This is a genomic window from Neptunomonas sp. ABH4_499, from assembly GCF_056160565.1.
Genome location: NZ_JBSWXK010000002.1, coordinates 255,655 through 272,225, shown reverse-complemented (window position 1 = coordinate 272,225; position 16,571 = coordinate 255,655). Strand labels below are relative to the sequence as shown.

The following is a 16,571-nucleotide window of genomic DNA, read 5'->3' as shown; positions in this document are numbered from 1 at the left end:
AATGAAAAAACCCGGCAGGAGCCGGGCTTGGTAATAGGGTTTAGCTTACAGTGTGGTTGCTCCACCCATGTAAGGCTGAAGTACTTCTGGCACCAAAACGGTACCGTCGGCTTGCTGATAGTTTTCAAGCACAGCCACTAACGTACGACCAATCGCAAGACCCGAGCCGTTCAAGGTATGAACCAGCTCCGGCTTGCCTGTTTCAGGGTTACGCCAGCGCGCCATCATTCGGCGCGCTTGGAAGTCCGTCATGTTAGAGATAGACGAGATCTCACGGTATTTATCTTGACCTGGCAACCAAACTTCAATGTCGTAGGTTTTCGCTGAGCTAAAGCCCAAATCACCGCCACACAATGCAACAACACGGTACGGCAGGTTCAGTTTTTGCAAAATCGCTTCTGCGTTCTGAGTCATAGACTCAAGTGCTTCCCAAGATTTGGTTGGTTCGACCACCTGTACCATCTCGACTTTTTCGAACTGGTGTTGGCGAATCATGCCACGCGTATCTTTGCCAGATGCACCCGCTTCGGAACGAAAACACGGCGTATGCGCGGTATATTTCAAAGGCAGCTGTTCGGCATCAACGATGGTATCACGTACGATATTCGTGACCGGTACTTCCGCCGTTGGGATCAAGTAGTAATGACGCTCGCCAAAAGGCACTTTGAACAGGTCTTCCTCAAACTTAGGCAGCTGACCGGTACCCTTAAGGCTGTCGGCATTCACCATGTAAGGAACGTACGTTTCTGTGTAACCGTGCTCGTTGGTTTGAACATCCAACATAAACTGAATCAATGCACGGTGCAGACGCGCCATCTTGCCGGTCATGACAGCAAAACGAGATCCGGTTAATTTTGCGGCGGTTTCAAAGTCCAAGCCACCTTGCTGCTCACCCAGAGCAACGTGGTCTTGCGGCTCGAAATCAAATTCACGCGGCGTACCCCAACGTCGAACTTCAACGTTGTCGTCTTCATCCACCCCTTCTGGTACAGAAGAATCCGGAATGTTAGGAACACCCAGCAACAGGTTATCGAGCTCTTCAGAAATACGAACTAATTCCGCTTTAGCCGCATCCAGCTGGTCACCCAAGGTTTGTACTTCGGCCAGCAGCGGCTGAATGTCTTCGCCCGCCGCTTTAGCTTTACCTATGCTTTTGGATCGGGTATTGCGCTCGTTTTGAAGGTTTTCAGTTTGAACCTGCACTTCACGACGCTGACTTTCCAGCTCGTTGTAGCGCTCAGTTGGGAATTCAAACTTCTTTTTAACCAGTTGCTCAGCAACGGCTTCCGGATTTGTACGAACCAGTTTGGTATCTAACATGACTCAAAAAACCTTAATCAAAACAATCGCGTGACCCAAATACCTAGGCCCGCTGCAAGGATGCATAAAATGACGCTTAATAATACATAGATTGCAGCCGACATGATATGGCCTTGCTGCATAAGTGAGACGGTTTCCAAAGAGAAGGAAGAGAAAGTCGTAAAAGCCCCTAAAAAGCCCACCATCAATAGCGGTCGAAGCTCTGGCGAAAGCTTGGCTTTCTCCATAACCAGCACAAACAAAACACCCATAATTAACGAACCTAGCACGTTACAAAACAAGGTCCCGATGGGGAGTTTTTCAGCCTGCGAATTGAGCACACCCGCTAGGTAAAACCGAAACATCGCTCCAACAGCACCACCAATGGCAACGGATACCCAGGTCAACATTGTGCTTACTCCTATTAGATGACGGATTTAGGTTAATAGCCTAGCGATATCGTTTAACCGGACTCTGCTCATCCCACTGAGCCAGCTGTTCCATTTTCGCTTTAATTTTCTGTTCTAAACCGCGCTCGGTAGGCTCGTAATAATGACGATCCTGTATGGCCTCAGGAAGGTATACCTCTCCGGCCGCAAAAGCATGCGGCTCGTTGTGGGCGTAGCGATACTCCTCGCCATACCCTAAATCTTTCATTAACGAAGTCGGCGCATTGCGAAGATGCACCGGCACCTCAAGCTCTGGGTCACTGCGTATATCCGCACGGCAGGCTTTGTATGCTGCATAAAGCGCGTTACTTTTGGGCGCCACGGCACAGTACACAGCTGCCTGAGCAATCGCCCGCTCACCTTCGGCAGGCCCTACACGTTCAAACGCATCCCACGCACTCAATGCCACCTGCATGGAGCGCGGGTCTGCATTGCCAATATCCTCCGATGCAATAGCCACCAAACGACGCGCGATATAAAGTGGATCGCATCCGGCTTCTAGCATTCGACAGCACCAGTACAAAGCGCCATCAGGAGAAGATCCGCGTACCGATTTATGAAACGCAGAGATCATGTCGAAAAACAGATCCCCCTGCTTATCGTATCGACGTACATTTGCGTTTAAGACCTCACTTAGGTGCTCCAACGCGATGGTATAAACCTCTTCGCCCTGCGCGTTTTGTCCCTTGATCGCAAAGTCGGTCGCTATTTCTAAAAGGTTTAGCGCGCGACGTGCATCGCCATCGGCTGCCAGTGCTAGACGCTCCAGAGCCCCTTCTGCAAGGACATAAGGGTGCTGGCCGAGGCCTTTTTCAGGGTCATTCAGCGCTTGGGTAATCACCTGCTGAGTTTCAGCTTCGGTTAAATGCTTTAACAAATAGACTCGCGCACGTGAAAGCAACGCATTGTTAAGCTCAAAGGAGGGGTTTTCAGTGGTGGCCCCGATAAAGATAAACGTGCCATCTTCGATGTAAGGCAAGAAAGCATCTTGTTGGGATTTATTGAAGCGGTGCACCTCATCAACAAATAAAATGACCTTGCGCCCTTGATTGGCACGGACAATTTTTGCCTCTTCTACCGCCGTGCGGATCTCTTTAACACCCGAAAGCACCGCCGAGATCACCATAAAGTGAGCATCGGCATAATGAGCAATCAGTTTGGCCAGCGTGGTCTTACCAACACCTGGCGGCCCCCAGAAAATCATCGAGTGGATCTGGCCTTGCTCGATCGCATGGCGAAGGGGCTTATCTTCCCCTAACAGGTGGCTTTGACCGATGTAATCATCAAGTCGAGCCGGTCGCATTCGGGATGCAAGCGGCTCGTACAGGTTCTCTTGGCTGCCAAAAAGATCGTCCATTAACCCTCTTCGCTGATCAGTACATCCACACCCTCGGGTGGATCAAAGTGAAACAGGCTTTCTTCCATATCCGAATTAATCACCGGTTTTTGCATCATGATGGTCGTTTGCTGACCAAGCACGTCTTCCAAAAGCAGCTCCGACATCACACCCTCATTAAAGTAGATGAGGATTTTTTGAAAGCTGCTTTGATCACTTCTGGGCGTTAGCTCAAACATTTGAGTTGATGCCGATGTATCGCTTTGATGAATTTCATACTCTTCGTTTAAGCCATCTACATCGCCATTAAGAATCATGGCCGCACCGTTCGCATCCGCACTTTGTACCGGTTTACGCGTGGCTTGTTCAAGGTCGGGGTCGTAAATCCATACAAACTCACCGTCACTGACAATGGTCTGCGGGAATGGCGTATAGGTTTCCCAACGGAATTTACCTGGCTTTTCAACGTAAAACTGGCCTTGGCTGACTTCGCTTGTTACGGATTGCTCTGTGCGCGTCATCTGCTCAAACTCGGCCGAGAATCGATCATAGCCTTTAAGAACATCCTGCAATGCTTCTGCAGGCGTATCAGCAAACGCCCAACCTGAAAAAAGTGCGCTTCCTAGCAAGGTTGTCATTAACAATGTTTTTTTCATACTTACTTCCTGAAAAAGAGGTCAATCACGAACCGGGGGCGGTGCAATCACTTCACGTTGCCCATTAGAGCCTGGTTCAGAGACCACACCCGCCGCTTCCATCGTTTCGATCATGCGTGCAGCGCGGTTATAGCCGATCTTTAATTTACGCTGCACACTCGAGATCGAGGCTTTACGCGTTTCGGTCACAAAAGCCACCGCTTCGTCGTAAAGTGCATCCTGTTCGTCATCAAATAGACCACCGCCCGATCCAGGAGTTGCACCGTCAGAGCCACCATCATCCAAAATGGAGTCGATATAAACAGGTGAACCGATCGCTTTCCAAGCCTCCACGATGCGGTGAACCTCATCATCACTGACAAACGCACCGTGCACACGGTTTGGCACACTCGTACCTGCTGGGAGGTACAACATATCACCGTTACCCAATAGGTTTTCGGCACCCGCCTGATCCAAAATCGTACGCGAGTCGATCTTAGATGATACTTGGAAGGCGATGCGTGTCGGCACGTTAGCTTTGATCAAACCGGTAATCACATCCACAGAAGGACGCTGCGTCGCAAGGATTAAATGGATACCAGCCGCACGGGCTTTTTGAGCGATACGCGCGATCAGCTCCTCTACTTTTTTACCCACAATCATCATCATGTCGGCAAATTCGTCGATGACCACAACGATGTAAGGTAAAGGCTCAAGGTAAGGTGCTGGAGTCCCTTCTGGCTCGCCGTGTTCTTCGGCTTTCCAAAGCGGATCCCGTAATGGCTCACCGTTTTGCTCGGCCGCTTTAAGCTTATCGTTAAAGCCAGCCAAATTACGAACCCCCATTTTCGCCATCAGGCGGTAGCGGCGCTCCATTTCACCCACGCACCAACGTAAGCCGCCTGCGGCTTCTTTCATGTCGGTTATGACAGGGGTTAACAGATGTGGAATCCCTTCATAAATGGACAACTCCAACATTTTCGGGTCGACCATCATCAAACGGACTTCATCGGGCGTGGCTTTAAACAGCAAGCTCAGCAACATGGCATTCACACCCACAGACTTACCAGAACCTGTGGTACCGGCCACCAGCAAGTGCGGCATTTTCGCTAAGTTCGCGACCACAGGGTTACCGGCAATGTCATTACCTAAGCCCAATGTCAGGCGCGAGGACGCTTCTTTATACGGTTTTGAGTTTAAGACTTCACTTAAGCGCACAGTCTGGCGATTTTGGTTAGGTATCTCGATCCCCATCACCGATTTACCCGGAATCACTTCAACCACACGCACGCTCATCACCGCTAGAGAGCGCGCCAAGTCTTTAGCAAGGTTGGTAATTTTACTGGCTTTAACACCCGGAGCTGGCTGGATTTCAAAGCGGGTAATTACAGGGCCCGGATTAACTTCCACGACCTCAGCAACGACACCAAAATCTTTAAGTTTTGCCTCAAGCAATCGAGACATATCTTCCAGTTGCTCTTCGGTGTAACCGGTGTCCGTTTGCAGCTCTGGCGGGTCCAAAAGGTCCAATGACGGGATCTTTTGCAACGATCTTACTGGGCGTCGATCTTTGGCAGGTGTGTTTAGGTCAACATCATCTTCGACCGATAGCGGCTGATGCGTTTGGGCAAGCGGTACGATTTTAAGGCCTTTTTTCGCCAAATGATCGTCCGCATGCAGTGGATAGTTATCCGCTGCAGTATTAGGCTGCGGTGCAACCGAAGGCTTTTGAGTTACCGGCTCTGAAACTGTGGCTGTGCTTGGCATCTGTGGTGACACCGGTGGTTTAGCTTCACTGGTACGTGCATCTGGCATGTCTACAATATCGGTAACCACGGGGATATCGTCGTCTGAGATAATCTCACCCGTAGACTGATTGATGTTGTAGTCACGCTCCGCGGTCAGCTCAAGCGCTCGATCTAATGGCGATAGCTCAGCTTGTAAAGAAGGCTCAGGCTTGGCCGTTTTAACCGGTGCAACAGGTTCTTTTTGGGTCGCGTCACCCGTTTGTTTTGTCATGACAGGCTCAAAGCGCTCTTTGATGCGGGCTCGCATCGCTTCCTGAACATCCGCAAGCGAGCGTCCACTGCCCTCTTCCACCTTTGGCTCACGCTTAGGCAGGGAGATACCTTGAAACACACCGCCAACCTTGGTGATCGACAACAAAGCCGCGCCGATCATATCAAACAGCTGCCCCCATGAGCGCTCTAGGTAAAAGGTGAAGCCCATTAATAAAGAGGCTAACAAAATAACGGTGCTGCCGATCAAGCTAAACCAAGACACCATCAGATCGGATAAAGCTTGCCCTAAGATACCGCCACTGGTGTAACTGAATTGATGCGTCTCGTTACTGATGTGGATCGACGCTAAAGACGCCAACGAGAACACCACCATCACCACACCCAAAGAGCGCAGCATTACAAACGGCAAACCATCAAACAGGGTTACCTTACCCCGCACTAAAAAACGCAATGTTGGTAATAAGACAATAAAGGGCACTAACCAAGCGGTGAGCCCCAGAAAAGAGAACGAAACGTCCGCCCAGTAAGCGCCCGCGCGGCCCATAAAATTGGCAATATCCGGGTGATAGCCAAGATGAGACCACCCCTCATCTTTGGGGTCATACCCCAACAGACTCATAAACAGGTAAACACACCCTAAAATGACGGTGATAAGAACCAGATGCTTAGCAATTCTGGCTAACAGATCCATAAACGCTACGGGAGACTCCGAACGCATGCTTTCCACTCGATATCCTTAAAAACAAACCACTTAATGCAAGCGCGTAAACATAGCACATTTGCCGTTTTAGCGCTTCGCAAAGACCACAATTAGTTTACTGAGTTCAGCTTAACGAAAAAAACACAACGTAACGTTAATATCATTCCGTTCTAGGTTATGAAGTTTCATTTCTGTTCGCCCCCCCTTGTTTATGTGTATGATAGGCCGCATATTTGATTGATGCTTAACCGACATTCTGTGCGGTTTTTAGCCCATTATTTAAGACAGTAAGGCATAGATTACATGAGCGACGTACAACACCATCAGTTGATTATTTTGGGTTCTGGCCCTGCGGGTTACACAGCGGCTGTTTATGCAGCGCGCGCAAACCTAAAACCGGTTGTAATCACAGGCATGCAAGCCGGTGGCCAGCTGACCACAACAACCGAAGTGGATAACTGGCCTGGTGATGTTGAAGGCGTACAAGGCCCAGAGCTAATGCAGCGCATGCAAGCGCACGCTGAGCGCTTTGACACTCAAGTCTTGTTTGATCACATCAACGAAGTGGATCTTAAAAACCGTCCATTCACCCTAAAGGGCGACATGGGGACTTATACCTGTGACGCGTTGATCATCTCTACGGGTGCTTCGGCTCAGTACCTTGGCCTTGATTCGGAAGAAGCATTCAAAGGCAAAGGCGTAAGCGCATGTGCAACCTGCGATGGCTTCTTCTATCGCGGCCAAAAAGTTGCGGTTGTAGGTGGTGGTAACACCGCGGTTGAAGAGGCTCTGTACCTCTCTAACATTGCTGCAGAAGTCACCCTGATCCACCGTCGTGATTCCCTGCGTGCCGAGAAGATCCTTCAAGACAAACTGTTTGACCGTGCCGAAAACGGCAACATCAACATCATTTGGAACCATCAGCTGGATGAAGTTCTGGGTGATGACTCAGGTGTTACCGGCGTTCGTCTAAAAAGCATGGACGGCGAATCCACTCAGGAGCTTGAACTGGCAGGCGTCTTCATTGCAATCGGTCACAAGCCGAACACCGATATTTTTGAAGGTCAGCTAGAGATGAAAGACGGCTACCTGAAAATCCAATCAGGCCTTGAAGGCAATGCAACACAGACCAGCATCGAAGGCGTGTTTGCGGCAGGTGATGTGTGCGACCATATCTACCGCCAAGCCATCACTTCAGCGGGCTTTGGCTGCATGGCCGCTCTTGATGCAGAGCGCTTCCTAGACGACAAATAATCTTCGTATTAGGATTTGAAAAAGGGCTCTTTGTAGCCCTTTTTTAATGGAGACTTGTATGCTGCCTTGGCTTCACCCGTCTATTTTAGCCTTCCCACACCCTGACACCGCACTGGATGACCCTAACGGTTTATTGGCGGCAGGCGGCGATCTATCCAAAGAGCGATTAGTACTGGCGTACCGGAACGGGATTTTCCCCTGGTTCAGTGAAGATGAGCCTATTTTATGGTGGAGTCCAAACCCAAGATGCGTTATACACCCGGAACACACGCACATCTCAAAATCGTTAAAAAAGCACCTCAAACGCCATCCCAACTGGCGCGTTCGTTTTGATACGGCGTTTGAAGAGGTGATCAACCACTGTGCTGATACGCGACATGACACTGGCACATGGATCTCGGATCAGATCATAAACGCTTACACACAAATGCATGAAGAAGGCATTGCCCACTCCATCGAGGTCTACAACGAAGAGGATCGCTTAATTGGCGGCCTTTACGGCCTTAGCATGGGTAAACTGTTTTTTGGCGAGTCTATGTTCAGCCTTGAGACCAACGCATCCAAAGTCGCATTTACTGCTTTAAACCGGCAACTTGCTCGGTGGGGCTTCCCGCTGGTTGATTGCCAAGTCGAGAACAATCATTTGTTAAGTCTTGGCGCCACAAGCATTTCGCGTAAGGCATTTTTAAACTATATTGATTTGTACATCGATGCACCCAACGAACACCAGTGGCGGTTTGACCCCGACATTTTACAGTGACGAGAGCCAAACATGACGGACCTTAAAGAGCTGCATTTTTTTGCCACCCCGGAACATAGCTGCAGCTATATTTCGGGTAATAAGGCAAAAACCCTCTTTGTTGATCCTCAGTCTACTGTCTCCCCGGCTGCGTTCAGCCAACTCAGTGACCTTGGGTTTCGCAGAAGCGGCAAACATATTTACCGCCCGCATTGCGACACTTGTCAGTCGTGCATTTCGGTTCGTATACCATCCAGCCTTTTCAAGCCCAGCAAAACACAACGTCGCATATTAAATCGCAACAACGATTTAACGATTAAGCGCGTTAAGCCGCATTTTTGTGAAGATTACTTCCAGCTGTATTCCAAATACATCAATCAACGCCACGCCGATGGCGATATGTACCCGCCCACACGAGATCAGTTTGTCAGCTTTCTTGTAGAGGGCAACCAACCGTGTGAGTTTGTTGAATTTTATTTGGATGATCGATTAATCGCTGTCTCGGTGACCGACCAGCTGCAAAAAGGGCTTTCAGCCACCTACACCTTCTACGACCCAGATGAGGCGTTAGCTAAACGCAGCCTTGGCACCTTTGCGATTCTATGGCAGCTAGAAGAGTGCAAACGCCGGAACCTTGAATACCTGTATTTGGGTTACTGGGTTCAGTCTTGCCGTAAAATGAAATACAAAATCGCCTATCGCCCAATGGAATTTCTTATTGATGGCCACTGGATTTTGATCCGCTAATTCACACGAACTATTTGTGATTGTCTTTGAAATCAGGCAAAATACGCCGCCTGAGAATAGAACAACGTTCGAAATCAGTCCTTTTCAACAGGTAGGTAATGAATGTCTAAAGAAGATAGCATTGAAATGGAAGGTACCGTCATCGATACACTTCCGAACACTATGTTCCGTGTCGAACTCGAAAACGGTCACGTTGTAACAGCTCACATCTCAGGAAAAATGCGTAAGAATTACATCCGCATCCTGACAGGTGACAAAGTTAAAGTAGAATTAACGCCTTACGACCTAAGCAAAGGCCGTATCGTTTACCGCGCTCGTTAATTCTCGAAAGGCTCTGGACCTCTGCATATGCCCAGCATATCCAGAGGCCCCGAACCTATCAGGCACGAGCAACGGTTATACCGTTGCTACTGTCGCCTCAAGCTTCAAGTCGTCCTTATCATCCACCGTGATGGACACCTCTCCACCCTCTTCCGCTAAATCACCAAACAGAATCATCTCAGCCAACGGCTTTTTCAGTTTCTCTTGGATCAATCGCTTCATCGGACGAGCGCCCATTTTTTCATCGTAACCGTGACTGGCCAACCAAGCCCTTGCTTCATCATCGACATTCAAGACCACTTTCTTCTCATCCAACTGAGCTTGTAACTCAGTTAAGAACTTATCAACCACACCAATGATGATGTCGGTAGACAGTGCTTTGAATTGAATGACGGCATCCAAGCGGTTTCGGAACTCAGGTGTAAATAGACGCTTAATAGCCTCCATACCATCAGTTGAGTGATCTTGGTGGGAGAAACCAATGGATGGACGGCTCATAGCCTCAGCACCCGCGTTGGTCGTCATCACCAGAATCACATTTCTAAAGTCCGCCTTACGCCCGTTATTGTCCGTCAAAGAGCCGTTGTCCATCACTTGCAACAAGATGTTGAACACCTCTGGATGGGCTTTTTCGATCTCATCCAACAGCAATACACAGTGGGGCGATTTAGTAATGGCTTCGGTTAACAGACCGCCTTGGTCGTAGCCCACATAGCCAGGGGGCGCACCGATCAGGCGCGATACGGTATGACGCTCCATGTACTCAGACATATCAAAGCGCACCAGCTCAATCCCAAGGATTCGCGCAAGCTGCGATGTTACCTCGGTTTTACCCACCCCGGTTGGGCCAGCAAACAGGAAGTTACCCACCGGCTTTCTTGGGTCATTAAGCCCTGCGCGGGACAAACGAATGGCCGAGGTTAAGCTGTTAATGGCTTCATCTTGACCAAGCACAACCATTTTCAGATTGCTGTCCAGCTTCTTGAGCTGCTCTTTGTCCGACACCGATACCGTTTTTGGCGGAATGCGCGCAATCTTGGCCACGACGGATTCAATTTCGTGCACACCAATCACAGAGCTGCGATTTTCGGGCTTCAATAAGCGCTGGTATGCCCCTGCCTCATCCACCACATCGATCGCCTTATCTGGCATATGCTTATCATTGATGTAACGATCAGCAAGCTCAGAAGCGGCCTGTAACGCTTCGTCGGTGTATTCAATCTCGTGATGCTGCTCAAACTTCTTACGCAGCCCTTTTAAGATTTCAAACGTATCGATCACGCTTGGCTCAAGCACATCTACCTTTTGGAAGCGACGCGCCAATGCACGATCTTTCTCAAAGATGCCTCGAAACTCCTGGAACGTTGTCGAGCCAATGCAACGAAGCTCACCAGAACTCAGTAAAGGCTTAAGTAAGTTCGACGCATCCATCGACCCACCAGAGGCGGCACCTGCACCAATAATGGTGTGGATCTCATCAATGAACAAAATCGACTTATCGATTTTTTTAATTTCACCCAGCAAAGCCTTAAGACGCTTCTCGAAGTCACCTCGGTATTTAGTGCCCGCCAAAAGCGCCCCCAAATCCAAAGAGTACACAACACTGCCGGAGATAATATCGGGCACTTGCTCATCAACAATCAGTTTTGCTAAGCCTTCAGCGATGGCTGTTTTACCAACACCAGCCTCACCCACCAACAAAGGATTGTTTTTACGGCGTCGAGACAAGATCTGAACAACACGCTCTACCTCTTGGGCACGACCAATCAACGGGTCAATACGCCCCTCAAGAGCTTGCTGGTTAAGGTTAACCGCGTATTTACTGAGAGCAGAAGCCCCTTGCGATGAGGACGACTCTTCGCCTTCTAGGCTGGCCTCTTCCTCTTCCTCGCCGGATTTCGTAACACCGTGGGACAGATAATTTACAACATCAAGACGCTCGATACCTTGTTGCTGCAACAAGAAGACCGCGTGGCTCTCTTGCTCACTGAATATGGCAACAATGACGTTGGCGCCACTGACTTCGCTTTTGCCAGAAGACTGAACATGAAACACAGCCCTCTGAAGCACACGCTGAAATCCAAGCGTTGGCTGAGTTTCCATATTGGGGATATTGTCGGGTAACAGAGGGGTCGTTTCATCAATAAACTCTGCAACTGATTTGCGTAACGCGTCTAGATCAGCGCCACAGGATTCCAACACCTTGGCCGCATCCCGATTATCCAGCAGGGATTTCAGTAGGTGCTCTACCGTCATAAACTCATGACGCTTGTCTCTGGCCTCTTTAAAGGCTGCACTCAGACTGTCTTCTAACTCTCGATTCAGCATAGACGCCTCCGCTATACAGCTTCTACCTCGGACAACAAAGGATGTTTGTTGTCTCTAGCATATTGATTCACTTGTGCCGCTTTAGTTTCAGCCACATCTTTAGTGTACACGCCACACACCCCCTTGCCTTGCTCGTGTACGGCCAACATGACTTGCGTTGCTTTATCCTGATCCATACCAAAGAAAATCATTAGCACCTCCACTACAAACTCCATGGGGGTGTAATCGTCATTCATCAAGACCACACGATACATGTTTGGTCTTTTCAGTTTAGGCGCTGCTTCCTGAGTCGCCAATCCACCATCACCATGATTTGTGTCGCCATATTCAGACGATAGTAGAATTTGATTCAATTTTTTTGCAAAAAACATGAAATTGCTCTGTAAATTTTCATTAAAAGAAAACACAATCATTAGCGTAAGCTGAACAGAATGCTATACTGGCGTTTAACAGGAGAGGGAATTCCAGTAGTCCCTGTTAAAAACCTTACGGAAGAATCATACCGTTTTCACCCCCAAAAGGTGAATCAGTATGACAACTATAGATTTGCTATCTGCAGGTAAATCTTAATCAGTAGACTTAGGAGTACAATATGCAGACAGGGAAAGTAAAGTGGTTTAATAACGCTAAAGGCTTTGGCTTTATCATTCCTGATGAAGGCTACACCGAAGATCTGTTTGCCCACTATTCAGCGATTAAGCTGGAAGGGTATAAAAGCTTGAAGGCGGGTCAAGCTGTTGAGTTTGATACGACTAAAGGGCCAAAGGGTCTTCATGCGGTCAACATCACACCAATGGAAAAGTCAAAAGCAAGTTAAGTACAGCCCTCTTAAGCTTAGCCCCCACTAGGCAAAAGAGTAAAACACTTAACGCTTACTTCCTAAGGGCTAGCATGCTTAGCGCTATACGCTCGCCCTGCACTTCATCGGTATATTGATCTAAGTCAATATACCGATCTCATCAAAAAAAACAATATATTGTCTTCTTTTTTATACAAGCCCTATTCTAATTGATCAGGTTTCTTTACTAAATTAGGTAAATCACCTACTAAATCAGCCAATTAGCGGTATGTTTAATGGCTTGAAACCCCGTTAAAATACGCCAATCGCCCCTCTAAAACCAAAGAAGCTTTTATTACAATCCAACGCTTATGCCCTATTCCATCGTGTTGTTTAATAAACCCTTTCAAGTCATGAGTCAGTTTTCGCCATCTGGCGACAAAAAAACACTTGCTGACTTTATTGATGTACCGGACTTCTATCCCGCTGGGCGACTGGACTATGACTCAGAAGGGCTGATGGTGCTAACCAACAGCGGGCCACTGCAAAATGCCCTTTCACATCCGGATCACAAGCTGCCTAAAACCTACTGGGTGCAAGTCGAGGGCAGCATCACGGATGAGGCTCTTGACAGATTAGCTCAGGGCGTAGAACTTAAAGATGGGATGACGCTACCCGCAAAAGCGGGTCGCATTGAACCTAAAAACCTTTGGGAGCGAGTCCCACCGATTCGAGACCGAAAAGAGATCCCGACCTCTTGGATTGCTTTGACCATTACCGAAGGGCGTAATCGCCAAGTAAGAAGAATGACTGCAGCGGTAGGCTTTCCGACTTTACGTTTAATCCGTTATGCCATTGGCGAGTGGACCATCGAACAGGTCGCTCACGGGACGTTTAAAACACTCCAAATCGAATACACGTTACCCGCCAAGACACACAAACCAAAACGTCGAGTACATAGATCTAGCAAAAGCGTGACAGAAAATCGCGCTGCAAAGCCCAGCAAAAGACCCATTAGAAAGCCATTAAAATCAAAAAGATAAATTACTATCTTAATAAGAACATTATATTAAAAATGGTTAGCCATTCGTTAACCAACGTTCTTTAGAGGTACGATCGCTCTCTTTTTGCTCTACCCAACGCTCGGTTTGACCCAACTCTTTTTTCCAAAACGGAGCATCGTTTTTCAAGAAGTCCATCAAGAAGCTCGCAGCATCGAACGCTTCTTGACGGTGAGGAGAGGTAACCCCCACAAAAACAATGGGCTCCATCAATCCCATTTCACCAACACGGTGGGTAATACTGACCTGAACCAAACTCGGCCAGCGCACCCGCGCTTTGGCAACAATGTTTTCAAGCGCCTTTTCTGTCATACCCGGGTAATGCTCTAAGAAAAGCCCCTCTAGGCCGCAGCTGGGGTCATCGCGGACAAGGCCAGTAAAGGTTACGACAGCACCAATCGAGGCGCTGCTTGACTCCATCAATTCATCGACCAAGGAATCGTGGCTAAATGTCTGTTTTTGGATTCGAATTTTCGTATGATGGGCAGTGAAGGTCATATCGGGAGCGGCTTGCATGATAAAAAGCACCCTTTTTATTATTTGGTCGTACTACTACTGTAGCACCTTTTCATCCGAACGTCGGAAAAACCCGTAAAAATACGCAGACACTTTAACCGATTAAAACAGGGTATGACCAGATGAGTTGGACACCTCACGCGACCGTTGCATGCATCATTGAAGAAAACAGCCGTTTTTTGATGGTTATCGAGAACGACGACGGCCAAATTGTCATCAACCAGCCAGCCGGCCACGTTGAAGAAGGCGAGAGCTTCGAGCAAGCCGCCGTACGCGAAACATTGGAAGAAACCGGTTTTTCGGTCGAACTTACCTCCCTAGTAGGCCTTTACACCATAGAAGGCGCCAATGGCACGACTTATCACCGCCTTTGTTACACCGCAAATCGACTTAACGAAACAGCACAAACGGACCTTGATGCGGACATCATTGAAACCGCTTGGCTCTCTTATCAAGAGTTGCTTGATCGCAAAGCAGAATTAAGAAGCCCGATGGTACTGGCATGCATCGATGATTATCTGGATAATCGCAGGTTTCCGTTAAATTTTGTACGTGCACTCTAAACCAAGAGAAAGAATCCTAAGAATGTCCCAAGATAGATCTTCACAAAAAGTGATCGTCGGCATGTCCGGCGGTGTCGACTCCTCCGTTTCCGCCCTCCTACTTATGCAACAAGGCTATCAAGTTGAAGGCCTTTTCATGAAAAACTGGGAAGAAGACGACGGAACCGAGTACTGCACCGCCAAAGAGGACTTAGCGGATGCACAGGCCGTTTGTGACAAACTGGGCATTCATCTGCATAAAGCCAACTTTGCTGCAGAATACTGGGATAACGTGTTCGAGTATTTCTTGGAAGAATACAAAGCCGGCCGTACACCCAACCCCGACATTCTTTGTAATCGTGAGATTAAGTTTAAAGCCTTCTTGGAATACGCCCTAGAATTAGGGGCCGACTATATCGCCACAGGACATTATGTTCGCAAAGGCGAAGTCCAAGGCAAGGCCGCCCTTTTAAAAGGTTTGGATAACAACAAGGACCAAAGCTACTTCCTACACCAAGTGGGCAGTGAAGAGCTTTCTCGCACCTTGTTCCCAGTCGGTGAACTTGAAAAGCCCGAGGTGCGCAAACTGGCCGAAGAACACGACCTGATCACGCACAACAAGAAAGACAGCACGGGCATCTGCTTTATTGGTGAGCGCCGTTTTAAGGATTTCCTACAACAGTATCTACCGGCCCAGCCTGGCAAGATAAAAACCCCTAACGGCGACATCATTGGTGATCACTCAGGTTTAATGTATTACACCATAGGCCAGCGCCAAGGTTTGCACATTGGTGGTTTAAAAGACTACCCAGAAGAGCCTTGGTTTGTCGCCGGTAAAGATCTTGAAAACAACACACTGATCGCAGTTCAAGGCCAACAAAACCCATTACTCTTTACAGACTGGTTAACGGCTGATGAGATCTTTTGGATCAGCGGCGAAACACCCGATATGCCGTTTCGCTGTAAAGCCAAAGTGCGGTATCGCCAAGTTGATCAAAGCTGCGAGATCACCCAAGAAGAGAACGGCAAATACTTAATCACCTTCGATGAATCCCAGCGTGCTATCACACCGGGTCAGTCGGTGGTGATCTATCAAGATGATGTCTGCTTAGGTGGCGGCGTTATCGACACCACTGAGAAAAAGGTCTGATTATGTCCAGAGCACACGACGAACAGGCCATTGCCCTAGCCGGTATGTTTCAGGTGGCGACGCTGGTGGATCAAGTCGCCACCAAAGGCATGATGCCGCAAAACAGCTTCGAGAGCAGCCTTTACAGCCTATTTGTAATGAACCCAGCTACGACTGAAGATGTGTTTGGGGGGCGCCGCGACCTGCCTCACAACTTGAGTACGGGTCTTAACACCATGATCAGCCTACTCGAGAAGAAAGAACCCAACGATTCTCGAAACATCGCCAACTATGTTTTAAGCATGATGGTGCTGCAAGGTAAGTTAATGAAGCGACCAGAGATGGTGGATCAAATCACTAAGCGATTAGATGCCATTGTCGATAAAGTTAAATATTTCCACCCGGATGTCGAGAACCCTTTAGAGCATCCAGAGTGTTTCACCCACCCAAGCATTGTGGCGAATATTGCAAGCCTCTACCAAGAGACCATCAGCACGTTTTCGTATCGGATTCAGGTGGGGGGGGATCAGCGACACCTTCAGAACAGTGAGAATGCGGCTAAAATTAGAGCATTACTGCTAGCCGGTATTCGTGCAGCCATTTTATGGAGACAAGTCGGCGGTAAACGCTGGCACCTGTTCTTCTTTAAGTCGAGGTTACGACCTTCCTTGAAAGCCATAAAAGGGAAAAATAGTTCGTAATCAACGTGAAAAAGT

The 16,571-nt window shown here is 48.5% G+C and carries 16 protein-coding genes and 2 pseudogenes; 9 read left to right on the top strand and 9 right to left on the bottom strand.

The window, feature by feature from the left end; all coding sequences use genetic code 11:
* Positions 1-45: 45 nt before the first annotated feature.
* The 6 genes and pseudogenes from serS to ACXAF9_RS03035 all read right to left on the bottom strand — a co-directional run.
* Entirely contained in the window at positions 46-1,320 is a 1,275-nt protein-coding gene (gene serS, locus ACXAF9_RS03060; protein WP_475070204.1) for a serine--tRNA ligase, read from the bottom strand.
* Between the two features lie 17 nt (positions 1,321-1,337).
* Positions 1,338-1,709 carry a fluoride efflux transporter CrcB gene (crcB, locus tag ACXAF9_RS03055; RefSeq protein WP_475070202.1) on the bottom strand — a complete coding sequence of 124 codons (372 nt, stop codon included), beginning with the start codon at positions 1,707-1,709 and terminating at the stop codon, positions 1,338-1,340.
* A 40-nt stretch (positions 1,710-1,749) separates the two neighbouring features.
* Positions 1,750-3,105, bottom strand: a complete 1,356-nt coding sequence (locus ACXAF9_RS03050) for a replication-associated recombination protein A (protein WP_475070199.1) — start codon at positions 3,103-3,105, stop codon at positions 1,750-1,752.
* Entirely contained in the window at positions 3,105-3,740 is a 636-nt protein-coding gene (gene lolA / locus ACXAF9_RS03045; RefSeq protein WP_475070197.1) for an outer membrane lipoprotein periplasmic chaperone LolA, read from the bottom strand. The genes ACXAF9_RS03050 and lolA overlap by 1 nt, the downstream gene beginning before the upstream one ends.
* A gap of 21 nt (positions 3,741-3,761) precedes the next feature.
* Positions 3,762-5,258 (bottom strand): annotated as a pseudogene (locus ACXAF9_RS03040) (DNA translocase FtsK); the annotation flags it as partial.
* 645 nt (positions 5,259-5,903) lie between these two features.
* Positions 5,904-6,431, bottom strand: a pseudogene (locus ACXAF9_RS03035) (DNA translocase FtsK 4TM domain-containing protein); the annotation flags it as partial.
* Positions 6,432-6,743: 312 nt separating this feature from the next.
* On the opposite strand from ACXAF9_RS03035, the gene trxB reads away from it, so the two are divergent.
* From trxB to infA, 4 genes are all read left to right on the top strand, one after another.
* Positions 6,744-7,694: a thioredoxin-disulfide reductase gene (trxB, locus tag ACXAF9_RS03030; protein ID WP_475070195.1), complete on the top strand. Its 951-nt coding sequence runs from the start codon at positions 6,744-6,746 to the stop codon at positions 7,692-7,694.
* 58 nt (positions 7,695-7,752) lie between these two features.
* A complete protein-coding gene (aat, locus tag ACXAF9_RS03025; RefSeq protein WP_475070193.1) occupies positions 7,753-8,454 on the top strand; it encodes a leucyl/phenylalanyl-tRNA--protein transferase in 702 nt (233 codons plus the stop codon).
* A 12-nt stretch (positions 8,455-8,466) separates the two neighbouring features.
* Positions 8,467-9,180: an arginyltransferase gene (locus ACXAF9_RS03020; RefSeq protein ID WP_475070191.1), complete on the top strand. Its 714-nt coding sequence runs from the start codon at positions 8,467-8,469 to the stop codon at positions 9,178-9,180.
* A 102-nt stretch (positions 9,181-9,282) separates the two neighbouring features.
* Complete coding sequence (gene infA, locus ACXAF9_RS03015; protein WP_475070189.1) at positions 9,283-9,501, top strand: translation initiation factor IF-1; 219 nt, start codon at positions 9,283-9,285, stop codon at positions 9,499-9,501.
* A gap of 75 nt (positions 9,502-9,576) precedes the next feature.
* Here the strand turns inward: infA and clpA are convergent, their stop codons facing one another.
* Positions 9,577-11,829, bottom strand: a complete 2,253-nt coding sequence (gene clpA, locus ACXAF9_RS03010; RefSeq protein ID WP_475070187.1) for an ATP-dependent Clp protease ATP-binding subunit ClpA — start codon at positions 11,827-11,829, stop codon at positions 9,577-9,579.
* 11 nt (positions 11,830-11,840) lie between these two features.
* Positions 11,841-12,200 (bottom strand): ATP-dependent Clp protease adapter ClpS, encoded by a 360-nt coding sequence (gene clpS / locus ACXAF9_RS03005; protein WP_475070184.1) that lies wholly within the window; start codon positions 12,198-12,200, stop codon positions 11,841-11,843.
* A gap of 221 nt (positions 12,201-12,421) precedes the next feature.
* Between clpS and ACXAF9_RS03000 the strand changes: the two genes are divergently transcribed.
* Positions 12,422-12,646 (top strand): cold shock domain-containing protein, encoded by a 225-nt coding sequence (locus ACXAF9_RS03000; RefSeq protein WP_475070181.1) that lies wholly within the window; start codon positions 12,422-12,424, stop codon positions 12,644-12,646.
* A gap of 332 nt (positions 12,647-12,978) precedes the next feature.
* A complete protein-coding gene (locus tag ACXAF9_RS02995) occupies positions 12,979-13,650 on the top strand; it encodes a pseudouridine synthase (protein WP_475070177.1) in 672 nt (223 codons plus the stop codon).
* A 36-nt stretch (positions 13,651-13,686) separates the two neighbouring features.
* Here ACXAF9_RS02995 and ACXAF9_RS02990 read toward each other — a convergent pair whose 3' ends face one another.
* The gene (locus ACXAF9_RS02990; protein WP_475070174.1) at positions 13,687-14,184 is read right to left on the bottom strand and encodes a molybdenum cofactor biosynthesis protein MoaE; all 498 of its coding nucleotides are present in this window, start codon (positions 14,182-14,184) and stop codon (positions 13,687-13,689) included.
* 122 nt (positions 14,185-14,306) lie between these two features.
* Here ACXAF9_RS02990 and ACXAF9_RS02985 point away from each other — a divergent pair, with 122 nt between their 5' ends.
* Genes ACXAF9_RS02985 through hflD form a run of 3 tightly spaced genes read left to right on the top strand, consistent with a single transcriptional unit; the run spans position 14,307 to position 16,556 of the window.
* Positions 14,307-14,747: an NUDIX hydrolase gene (locus tag ACXAF9_RS02985; protein ID WP_475070170.1), complete on the top strand. Its 441-nt coding sequence runs from the start codon at positions 14,307-14,309 to the stop codon at positions 14,745-14,747.
* A 22-nt stretch (positions 14,748-14,769) separates the two neighbouring features.
* Complete coding sequence (mnmA, locus tag ACXAF9_RS02980) at positions 14,770-15,876, top strand: tRNA 2-thiouridine(34) synthase MnmA (protein WP_475070167.1); 1,107 nt, start codon at positions 14,770-14,772, stop codon at positions 15,874-15,876.
* A gap of 2 nt (positions 15,877-15,878) precedes the next feature.
* On the top strand, positions 15,879-16,556 hold the full coding sequence (gene hflD, locus ACXAF9_RS02975) for a high frequency lysogenization protein HflD (protein ID WP_475070165.1): 678 nt from the start codon (positions 15,879-15,881) through the stop codon (positions 16,554-16,556).
* Positions 16,557-16,571 lie beyond the last annotated feature (15 nt).

Bases quoted from the DNA above. Each gene is read 5' to 3' on its own strand.
- serS (WP_475070204.1), bottom strand. From the start codon at position 1,320: ATGTTAGATACCAAACTGGTTCGTACAAATCCGGAAGCCGTTGCTGAG.
- crcB (WP_475070202.1), bottom strand. From the start codon at position 1,709: ATGTTGACCTGGGTATCCGTTGCCATTGGTGGTGCTGTTGGAGCGATG.
- ACXAF9_RS03050 (WP_475070199.1), bottom strand. From the start codon at position 3,105: ATGGACGATCTTTTTGGCAGCCAAGAGAACCTGTACGAGCCGCTTGCA.
- lolA (WP_475070197.1), bottom strand. From the start codon at position 3,740: ATGAAAAAAACATTGTTAATGACAACCTTGCTAGGAAGCGCACTTTTT.
- trxB (WP_475070195.1), top strand. From the start codon at position 6,744: ATGAGCGACGTACAACACCATCAGTTGATTATTTTGGGTTCTGGCCCT.
- aat (WP_475070193.1), top strand. From the start codon at position 7,753: ATGCTGCCTTGGCTTCACCCGTCTATTTTAGCCTTCCCACACCCTGAC.
- ACXAF9_RS03020 (WP_475070191.1), top strand. From the start codon at position 8,467: ATGACGGACCTTAAAGAGCTGCATTTTTTTGCCACCCCGGAACATAGC.
- infA (WP_475070189.1), top strand. From the start codon at position 9,283: ATGTCTAAAGAAGATAGCATTGAAATGGAAGGTACCGTCATCGATACA.
- clpA (WP_475070187.1), bottom strand. From the start codon at position 11,829: ATGCTGAATCGAGAGTTAGAAGACAGTCTGAGTGCAGCCTTTAAAGAG.
- clpS (WP_475070184.1), bottom strand. From the start codon at position 12,200: ATGTTTTTTGCAAAAAAATTGAATCAAATTCTACTATCGTCTGAATAT.
- ACXAF9_RS03000 (WP_475070181.1), top strand. From the start codon at position 12,422: ATGCAGACAGGGAAAGTAAAGTGGTTTAATAACGCTAAAGGCTTTGGC.
- ACXAF9_RS02995 (WP_475070177.1), top strand. From the start codon at position 12,979: ATGCCCTATTCCATCGTGTTGTTTAATAAACCCTTTCAAGTCATGAGT.
- ACXAF9_RS02990 (WP_475070174.1), bottom strand. From the start codon at position 14,184: ATGCAAGCCGCTCCCGATATGACCTTCACTGCCCATCATACGAAAATT.
- ACXAF9_RS02985 (WP_475070170.1), top strand. From the start codon at position 14,307: ATGAGTTGGACACCTCACGCGACCGTTGCATGCATCATTGAAGAAAAC.
- mnmA (WP_475070167.1), top strand. From the start codon at position 14,770: ATGTCCCAAGATAGATCTTCACAAAAAGTGATCGTCGGCATGTCCGGC.
- hflD (WP_475070165.1), top strand. From the start codon at position 15,879: ATGTCCAGAGCACACGACGAACAGGCCATTGCCCTAGCCGGTATGTTT.